The 8,813-nt window shown below is 70.7% G+C and carries 8 protein-coding genes and 1 tRNA gene; 3 read left to right on the forward strand and 6 right to left on the reverse strand.

Annotated elements, in window-relative coordinates:
• Positions 1–46: 46 nt before the first annotated feature.
• A complete protein-coding gene (locus ACWGI8_RS09510) occupies positions 47–1,360 on the reverse strand; it encodes an ABC transporter substrate-binding protein (RefSeq protein ID WP_453659548.1) in 1,314 nt (437 codons plus the stop codon).
• 223 nt (positions 1,361–1,583) lie between these two features.
• Here ACWGI8_RS09510 and ACWGI8_RS09515 point away from each other — a divergent pair, with 223 nt between their 5' ends.
• Positions 1,584–2,699, forward strand: a complete 1,116-nt coding sequence (locus tag ACWGI8_RS09515) for a LacI family DNA-binding transcriptional regulator (RefSeq protein WP_453659549.1) — start codon at positions 1,584–1,586, stop codon at positions 2,697–2,699.
• Between the two features lie 336 nt (positions 2,700–3,035).
• On the opposite strand, the gene ACWGI8_RS09520 is transcribed toward ACWGI8_RS09515, so the two are convergent.
• The 5 genes from ACWGI8_RS09520 to ACWGI8_RS09540 all read right to left on the reverse strand — a co-directional run bounded on the left by ACWGI8_RS09520 (position 3,036) and on the right by ACWGI8_RS09540 (position 7,149).
• Positions 3,036–3,764 (reverse strand): DUF6879 family protein, encoded by a 729-nt coding sequence (locus ACWGI8_RS09520; RefSeq protein WP_453659550.1) that lies wholly within the window; start codon positions 3,762–3,764, stop codon positions 3,036–3,038.
• A gap of 315 nt (positions 3,765–4,079) precedes the next feature.
• Positions 4,080–4,152, reverse strand: a tRNA-His gene (locus ACWGI8_RS09525).
• 115 nt (positions 4,153–4,267) lie between these two features.
• Complete coding sequence (gene orn, locus ACWGI8_RS09530) at positions 4,268–4,870, reverse strand: oligoribonuclease (protein WP_453659551.1); 603 nt, start codon at positions 4,868–4,870, stop codon at positions 4,268–4,270.
• A gap of 222 nt (positions 4,871–5,092) precedes the next feature.
• Positions 5,093–6,289, reverse strand: a complete 1,197-nt coding sequence (locus ACWGI8_RS09535) for a helix-turn-helix domain-containing protein (RefSeq protein ID WP_453659552.1) — start codon at positions 6,287–6,289, stop codon at positions 5,093–5,095.
• A 386-nt stretch (positions 6,290–6,675) separates the two neighbouring features.
• Positions 6,676–7,149, reverse strand: coding sequence for a hypothetical protein (locus ACWGI8_RS09540; RefSeq protein ID WP_453659553.1), 474 nt, complete (start codon positions 7,147–7,149; stop codon positions 6,676–6,678).
• A 325-nt stretch (positions 7,150–7,474) separates the two neighbouring features.
• On the opposite strand from ACWGI8_RS09540, the gene ACWGI8_RS09545 reads away from it, so the two are divergent.
• Both ACWGI8_RS09545 and ACWGI8_RS09550 read left to right on the forward strand, forming a co-directional pair.
• Positions 7,475–7,996, forward strand: a complete 522-nt coding sequence (locus ACWGI8_RS09545) for a universal stress protein (protein WP_453659554.1) — start codon at positions 7,475–7,477, stop codon at positions 7,994–7,996.
• A gap of 168 nt (positions 7,997–8,164) precedes the next feature.
• Positions 8,165–8,734: an acetate uptake transporter gene (locus ACWGI8_RS09550; protein ID WP_453659555.1), complete on the forward strand. Its 570-nt coding sequence runs from the start codon at positions 8,165–8,167 to the stop codon at positions 8,732–8,734.
• Positions 8,735–8,813: the final 79 nt, after the last annotated feature.

Raw genomic sequence — 8,813 nt, forward strand, 5'->3', positions numbered from 1 at the left:
GCGGCAGTGGCGTCACTTGCCATACCGGTCAATGGTCCGGTCCCTGTCACTGGTCCAGCGCGTTGTCGATGGCCTTCACCGCGGCCTCCCAGCCCTCCTTCGAGGACTTGCCCTTCTGGTCGACCTGGAGCATGCCGATGTCTCCCAGGTTCTGGGCGATGACCAGGTCCTTCGGGCCGACGACGGTCACCGGGATGCCCTCGGCGGCCCGCGAGAAGATCTGTCCGATCGGGGCGTTCGCGAAGTACTCGTGCTTGGCGCCGGACACGGCGGGCAGTGCGTACGCGGCGGACGCGCTCGGGAAGCTGCCGCGCTTCTCGAAGAGCTTCGCCTGCTGCTCGGGGGCGGTCAGCCAGGCCGCGAGCTTGGCCGCCTCGGTCTTGTTCCTGCCGGCCTCGGGGACGATCAGGAACGAGCCGCCCCAGTTGCTGGGCTTCGGCGCCGGTGCGACATCCCACTTGTCCTTGCCGGCCGCTCCCGCCTTGTCCTGGATGTAGCCGAGCATCCAGGCCGGGCAGGAGACGGTGGCGAAGGTGCCGTTGGCGTACCCCTGGTCCCAGGCGGGCGTGAACTGCTGGAGCTTGCCGGTCAGTCCCTCGGTCGCGAAGGAGGCGGCGATGTCCCATGCCTCTTTCACGGCCGGGTTGGTCTTGTAGACGACCTTGCCGTTCTCGTCGTAGTACCGTCTGGCGCTGCTGCCGGTGATCGCGCTCATCACGCCGGTCGCGGAGTCCACGAAGGCCGTGCCCTTGGGGGCCTTCGCCTTGAACTGCTTGCCCGCCGCGAGGTACTTGTTCCAGTCGCCCGCCCAGAGCTTGCCGACGGCCTCACGGTCGGTGGGCAGCCCGGCCTTGGCGAACAGGTCCTTGCGGTAGCAGATGCCCTGCGGGCCGATGTCGGTGCCGAGTCCGATCGTCTTCCCGTCCTTGTTCGTGGCCTGCGCCCACTTCCAGGGCAGGAAGCTGTCCTTGCTGACCCCCTCCGCCTTGCCCAGGTCGACCAGCTTGTCCGCCTGGGTGGCGGTGATCTCGGCGATGTTGTTGACCTCGACGGCCTGGATGTCGGCGAGGCCGCTGCCGCTGCCCAGGTGGGTGAGCAGCTGCGGGTAGTAGTTCTCGTTGCGCTCGATCGAGGTCTGCTTGATCTCGACGTTCTTGTTGAGCTTCATGTACTCGTCGTAGAGCCCGGCCTCCTTGAGCCCGAAGGCTCCGAAGACCCCCACCGTGATCGTGGTCCTGCCCTGTCCGCCGCCCCCGCCCTTCGAGCTGCCGCCGGCGGGCTCGTCGCTGTCCTCGGCACAGCCGGCCAGCAGCCCGGCGCCGAGCGCGGCGACGACCGCGAGGATTACGGTCCTGCGCATTGCGTCCTCCTTGTGCCCTGACGTGCCGACCCCCCGGCCAACTGTCGTGGTGCGCCCGTTCGTTGAAGCTGCGGCTCGGGCGGGGAACGTGCGGGTTCTGTATGAGTCAGGTACGGTGGGAGCGCTCCCATATGTGATGTGTTGAAGGTTCGCGGCTCCCCGGAGGGGTGTCAAGGCACTCGACGCGTAATGTTCTCGGCCAGCGGAGCACGGGAGGCGGATCATGGTGGATCGCCGGAACGCCGGTGCCCGGGCGGCCGGTGCCGCCCGCGGCGGAACACGCGGCGGAGCCAGGACGTCGGGCCGCAGCGGAGGCAGACCGACCCTCGAAGAGGTCGCCGCGCGCGCCGGAGTCGGCCGCGGCACGGTCTCCAGGGTGATCAACGGCTCGCCGCGGGTGAGCGACGAGACCCGGGCCGCCGTCGAGGCGGCCGTCGCCGAGCTGGGTTACGTGCCCAACCGCGCGGCGCGCGCACTCGCCGCGAACCGCACCGACGCCATCGCCCTCGTCGTCCCCGAGCCCGAGGCACGGTTCTTCGCGGAGCCGTACTTCTCCGACATCGTGCGCGGTGTCGGCGCGGCCCTCGCCGACACCGACATGCAACTGCTGCTGACCTTCGCCGGCTCGGACCGGGGGCGCCGCAGGCTCGCCCAGTACCTGGCCGCCGACCGCGTGGACGGCGTCCTGCTGGTGTCCGTACACGCCGACGACCCGCTGCCCGACCTCCTCGAACAGCTCGCGATCCCGGCCGTCATCAGCGGCCGCCGCTCGGCGGACGAACCCCTCGCCGCCGTCGACTCCGACAACACCGCGGGCGCCTGCGCGGCCGTCGACCACCTGCTGTCCCGGGGCCGCCGCACCATCGCGACGATCACGGGCCGTCTCGACGTCTACGGTGCGCAGTGCCGCCTCGACGGCTACCGGGACGCCCTCGCCGCGGCGGGCGTCGCCCCCGACGAACAGCTGGTCGCACCCGCCGACTTCACCGAGGAGGGCGGCCGCCGGGCCATGCGCGAACTGCTGGACCGCCGCCCCGCTCTGGACGCGGTCTTCGCCGCCTCCGACGTCATGGCGGCCGGCGCCCGCCAGGTCCTGCGCGAGACGGGCCGCCGCATCCCCGACGACGTCGCCCTGGTCGGCTTCGACGACTCCGCCGTGGCCCGCCACATGGATCCGGCGCTCACCAGTGTGCGCCAGCCGATCGAGGAGATGGGCCGCACGATGGCGGACGTCCTGCTTCAGGAGATAGCGGACCGGAGCGGGCGGGACCGGCGGGAGCGGCTGGAGCGGCCGAGGATCGTTCTGCCGACGGAGCTCGTGGTGCGCGAGTCGTCGTGAACGCGGTCGGCGCACCCATGCGGCCACGCGCCACGCGCCCTCGCCGACCTCGGCGCGCGTGTGTGGTTCACGGGCAGGCCCACGCCGGCTTCGGCGCGCGTGCGCGGTTCACGGGCAGGCCCACGCCTCGGCATCGAGGACCTGGACGCCTCGTCGGCCAACGGCCTTGCCCCGGGGTACGGCGCCGCCCGTCAACGGCCTGCCGCAGGCGACGCACGCATCCCGTCCGGTGAGCCCGGCGCGCAGCTCTCGTAGCCGCGCGCCGAGCTACACCCCTGGACATCCTGAACACCCGGAACTGCCGGCGATCGGTGCTCACGCCACGGACGGCACCGGCTACGCCTGGCCGTACGGGGCGGCGTAGTGCCGGGCGGCCTCGCGGGCCTGGAAGTACGGCAGGACCTCGGCCGGGTTGGTGATGAGCTCGACGCCGGTCATCCGGTCGTCGGCGCCGAAGTGGAGCAGCGCGACAACGCGCCCGTCGAAGATCCAGAAGTCCTCGGCGGGCAGCCGCAGCTCTTCGGCCTTCGCGCGGGTCAGGGTGCGGATGTCCTCGCCCACCGCGGCGTTCCGGCGGGCAGTGTCGAGGAGGTACCGCTGCCCCTCGGTGGCCGGCTCATCGAGGATCCGGACGCGCTCGAACCGCTTTCCGAGCGCGGTCTGTTCGCGACGCTCCACGCACCACGGGTCGGCGAGGTCCCACTCGACCGTCTCGCCCCGGGCGAACCGGGCGTAGGTATCGGTGGCCTCGTCGGAGGCATAGCGCCGCCGGGACTCCAGCCGCCACGCGGAGTGTTTCAAGGCGATGAACATGCCCTCGAACTCGTCGAAGGTGATCATCTCGGGCACGCGCACGGGCTCCCTGGGGCCGAAGTTGGCAAGGAGCTCACGCGGCACCGTGGCGGCGCCCTCCTCGACGGTGAGGTTTTCGAGCTGGGCGAGCTCGTCGGGGTCGGTGACGCGGTCGCCCCGGATCAGCCATGTGTCGGTGCCTTCGATCCGGTACAGCGTGAGGCAGCCGTTGTTGCCCGAGTTGGTGCCAACCTTGCGCAGTTGCCTGGCCATGGGTCCCCCTTCGCGGGTCGGTGTGTGCGGCGCACCGTAACCGTGCGAGCCTGGCGCACAACAGGGCGCGAACGCACGAGAGGCCCGCTCCCGCGCACGCGGCGCGAGAAGGGGAGACCCGGCACGGCGACCTCGACGGCTACCGGGACGCACAAGGCTCTGGGCGAGAAGGGCTGACCTCGGAAGCACACAGGCGCCCTCTGTGCGGCTCCGAGGCCGAACAGAGGGCGTTCTCGTCGCCTTCGCGTTCCCGAAGCTTCCGGCGGCACGAAAAAGGGCCGACCTGTTCTCACAGGCCGGCCCTTGATCAATCAGGGTGAGTGACGGGACTTGAACCCGCGACATCCTGGACCACAACCAGGTGCTCTGCCAGCTGAGCTACACCCACCATGACCGGTCGCTTTCCCGACCGGCCGAGAAAAAGTGTACAGGGTCCGAGAGGGTGCTCGCGCCCGCGTTTACTCCCCCCGTCGCGGGCGCGGTGCACAAGGCACGCCCCGGGCCTACTGTGCGGGCAGGACGTGGCGCGCTGCGATCGACTTCGCGGTGTCCGAGTCGGGGCCGGGCTGCGGGACGAAGATCGCCTCGCGGTAGTAGCGCAGCTCGGCGATGGATTCGCGGATGTCTGCGAGAGCCCTGTGGTTGCCGTTCTTCTCCGGACTGTTGAAATACGCCCTCGGGTACCAGCGGCGGGCCAGTTCCTTGACCGAGGAGACATCGACGATCCGGTAGTGGAGGTACTCCTCCACCTTCGGCATGTCGCGGAGCAGGAAGCCCCGGTCGGTACCGACCGAGTTTCCGCACAGCGGCGCCTTGCCGGGCTCCTTGACGTGTTCACGTACGTATGCGAGGACCTGCTCCTCGGCGTCGGCGAGCGTCGTGCCGCCCGCGAGCTCGTCGAGGAGGCCCGAGGTGGTGTGCATCTGCCGCACCACCTCGGGCATGGTCTCCAGGGCCGCGTCGGGCGGGCGGATCACGATGTCCACCCCTTCACCGAGCACGTTCAGCTCCGAGTCGGTGACCAGCGCGGCCACCTCGATGAGTGCGTCGTCGGCCAGCGAGAGCCCGGTCATCTCGCAGTCGATCCACACCATGCGATCGTTCATGCGTCCTACCTTAGGCCGACCGGCGATCGGGAGGTGACGTCGCGTGCCGATGGCTTTCGCCCGGCTCCCTCACCCGCACCCGTCATGTCGGCCGGTCCAGGAGGTGTCCGGTGCAGGAGGTCTCCGGTGCGGGGGTGTCCGGTGATACAGGAAGTGTCCGGTGATACGGGAAGTGCCCGGTGGATCGGGCCTCGCTGCGGCCCGATCCACCGGACACCACACCTAGGGCGCGCTCCGCTGACCCGGGAGCGCCGGACGGCCCGGGGCATAGGCGTCGGAGCCGGGCCTGCCCGGTTCCGACGGAGCGCCGGGGGCCGTCGCCGTCGCCGCGGCGGGCCGCCTCGCCTGCACGGATGCCTGCTGGGGCACGACCGGCTCCGCCATCGGGGCGGGACCGGAGTCGCCCTGCGGGCGCCGGGCCCGGTAGGCGGCCCGGTACGCCGCAGGGGACGAGCCCAGCTGGCGGCGGAAGTGGCCGCGCAGCGCCACCGGGGAGCGGAAGCCGCAGCGGCCCGCGACCTCGTCGACCGAGTAGTCGGAGGTCTCCAGCAGCCGCTGCGCCTGCAGCACCCGCTGGGTGATCAGCCACTGCAGGGGAGCGCTCCCGGTGAGTGAGCGGAACCTGCGGTCGAAGGTCCGCCTGCTCATGTACGCGCGCGCCGCCAGGGTCTCCACGTCGAACTGCTCGTGAAGATGCTCCAGCGCCCAGGCCACGACCTCGGCGAGCGGGTCGGAGCCGATCTCCTCCGGTAAAGACCTGTCGAGATAGCGCTCCTGCCCGCCACTGCGCCGTGGCGGCACGACCAGCCGGCGGGCCAGCGCCCCGGCGGCCTCGGTGCCGTGGTCCGTCCGCACGATGTGCAGACAGAGATCGATGCCCGCCGCGGTCCCGGCGGAGGTGAGGACGTCGCCGTCGTCGACGAAGAGCTCGCGCGGGTCGACATGGACCGACGGATAGCGCTTGGCGAGCGTCGGTGCGTACATCCAGTGTGTCGTCGCCGGGCGGCCGTCCAGCAGCCCCGCGGCGGCCAGTACGAAGGCGCCCGTGCACAGTCCGACGATGCGGGCGCCCTCCTCGTGGGCGCGGCGCAGCGCGTCGAGCGCCTCCGGTGGCGGTGGTGAAGTGATGGACCGCCAGGCCGGGACCACGACGGTGCCCGCTCTGCCGATCGCCTCCAGCCCGTACGGCGCGGTGAGTTCGAGGCCGCCGGTGGTCCGCAGCGGTCCGTCCTCGCCGGCGCACACGAGCAGCCTGTAGCGGGGAACTCCGGCGTCCTGGCGGTCGATTCCGAACACCGAGAGTGGGATGGAACTCTCGAAGATGGGGCCGCCGCTGAACAGCAGCACCGCGACGACTTCGCGGCGGCGGCGCCCGGAAAGTTTCCGCGCGGCCTCCGGTGCGGCGGAGTCCTGACTCATGACGCTAAGCCCCCCTCGGTGTTCGCGTCTCCCCGTTCTTGTCGGGCCTGTCGCTCCTGCACGTTTCCCCTCGGTTTTGCACGAGTCCCCAGACTTCGATACTCATGATCGAATCTACTGCGTCCCGTGGTGCCGGCGTGACAAGTTCTGGATCCGGCACATTGTCGACAAGGCAACTTGGCGCGAAGCATTCGATCACGAAGCGTTCCACTCGCGGGCCGTGCAGGGAAGTGCGCATTGCGCGCATGGCCCGTCCCCGTAGGGTGCGAGCGGCCCGTGCGGTCCTTTCTTCCCTGGTGACAAGGGGGTTCGCGGGCCATTTCGGCAAGGATCGGTCGTGGGCGTGAAGTTGGCTGAAAATATACGGGTGCGTGTGTGCGAACCCGTCAGTCCCCCGGCGTGTTTCGTGCGCGCCGGGAACCGCCCCTGCGCGCCCTCGCCCGTACGGGGCGTGCCGCCGCCCGTTCCGACCGGCGCAACAGCACCCGGCAGGCGGCGGTTACGGCCGCCAGTTGGAGCGCGACGACCGCGGCCCCGCCGACGGACGTGCCGTACACCACGAGCACGACGGGGACCAGGACGCAACTGAAGGCTGCCCAGCGGACCACGTCGCCAACGGAGTCGGCGGGGGCGTTCGGCATCTCCGCGGGCGTCGTCCGCTCCTGCGGCGGCACGGCGGGTGGCACCCCCCACGGTTCGGCCGCCGACTCGGCCGCCGACTCGGCCGCCGACTCGGCCGGCGTCGTCGGCGTCGTCGGCACCGTCGGCCGCGACGTCCTGCGGCTGCCGCGCCACGGTGTCGGGGCGGGTCGCTCTCCCCGCGCGGGGACGGAGGCGCGGGCGGCCGGTGTTGCGGGCACGGAGGCTCCCTGGGGGCGGCGGGCGGATCCGTGTGCCAACGAGGAGCGGCTCCTCCGGTCACTGCTGCCGCATCGCCGGTACCGCCGGGCAACGGGCGTCACCGGTGAAGCCTGTACGGTGCAGGCGCCATTGCCATACAGAGCGTGCTCGTGCATGCTCCCTGGAACGCAAGCACCCTGGAACGCCGTGAGTAGGGCCGCGAGCTCTGGGCAGAGGAGGAGTGTCGCCGTACCCTTGGGGGTATGGGCTTGGGAAGATGATTCCCGGACACAGCTCCGCCGCCAACCGTCGCCCTCCCATGAGGATCTGAACGCCGAGACACCGATGGCCGGTCACGAATTCCCCGAACCCGCGGACCGCAAGCAGGTCGCCGACCCCGTGTCGGATCTGCAGGCGGCGGAACAGTCACGCCATTCCTGCGATCCCGCCTTCCGGCACGGAGTCGTCGTCGGCTTCGACGGATCGACGTCCAGTGAGCGAGCGCTCGCGTACGCCATCGGCATGGCCAGGCGCTCCGGTTCCGGCCTGATCATCGTGCATGTCGCCAACCGTCTTCCCACGACCGTGTGGGCGGGCTGCGAGCCGCCGGTGTTCGTCGACGTACCGGACCACCGCACCGAAGTCCTCGGGCTGGAACTGGCCTGTGCCGACTATCTCTCCGAGGTGCCGTGGATCCTCGTGGAGCGTGGTGGCGACATCTGTCATGAGCTCGAGGAAGTCGGCCGAGAGTATTCGGCGGATGCGATCGTCGTCGGGTCCACGCACGGCATCGTGGGGCGGATTTTCGGCTCCGTGGCCGGCCGGCTGGCACGCCGTGCGCAGCGGCCGGTCATCGTCATCCCGTAACCCTCGCCAGGCCCGCGCGTCACCCCTCGTTCGCCCAGGTCGGGCCGAGATCGTAACTTTTTGACGACCGTCAAATCTACTCGTCCGTACAGGTGGATTGTGCGCTTGTGAAGGGTACATAAGGGTGGCTGGGAAACAGCACCAACGCGCGCATGAAGGGAGCCCGCCGTGGACAACGAAGTCTCCGCGGGAAGCGCCACGTCAACCACTCTCGGCCACCTCGCACTGGGCCTGACTCTGCTGGCCTTCGGTATCGGCAACACCGGTGTGATCGACAACGTCGCGGCATCCGACGCCGCGTCACTCGCGACCTGGGTGGGCGGGGTCGCACTGTTCATCGTCGGGTTGCTCGAGTTCCGTTCGGGCAACGGCGGTACGGGTACGGCCTTCGCGGGCCTCGGCGCCTTCTGGTTCACCTGGGGCACCGGCGTCGGCACGGAGGTCTCGGCGGAGGCCGCGGGACTCTTCCTGCTGCTGTTCGCGCTGCTGGCACTCACCCTCACCGCCGCCTCCGCGGGCAGCGGACTCTTCGGGCAGGGTGTGTACGGGCTGCTGTGCGTCTCGATGCTGCTCCTCGCCATCGCGTCTCTCGCGGGGAACGACGGTCTCGCGAAGGCCGGCGGCTGGGTCGGCGCGGTCGCGGGCCTCGCGGCCTGGTACGGCGCCACGGCGGCGCTGGCGCACTGGCCCACCTTCACCGGGCGCGCTGCCGGCCGGGGGGTGACGGCCACCGGCTGAGCGGCCACAGGCCGGCGTGAGGGCGACGCCGGCGACGAAAAGGGCGACCCCCTCTGCGCGCTGGTGGCGTGCGCAGAGG

It is taken from the genome of Streptomyces sp. NPDC054841, from assembly GCF_053611045.1.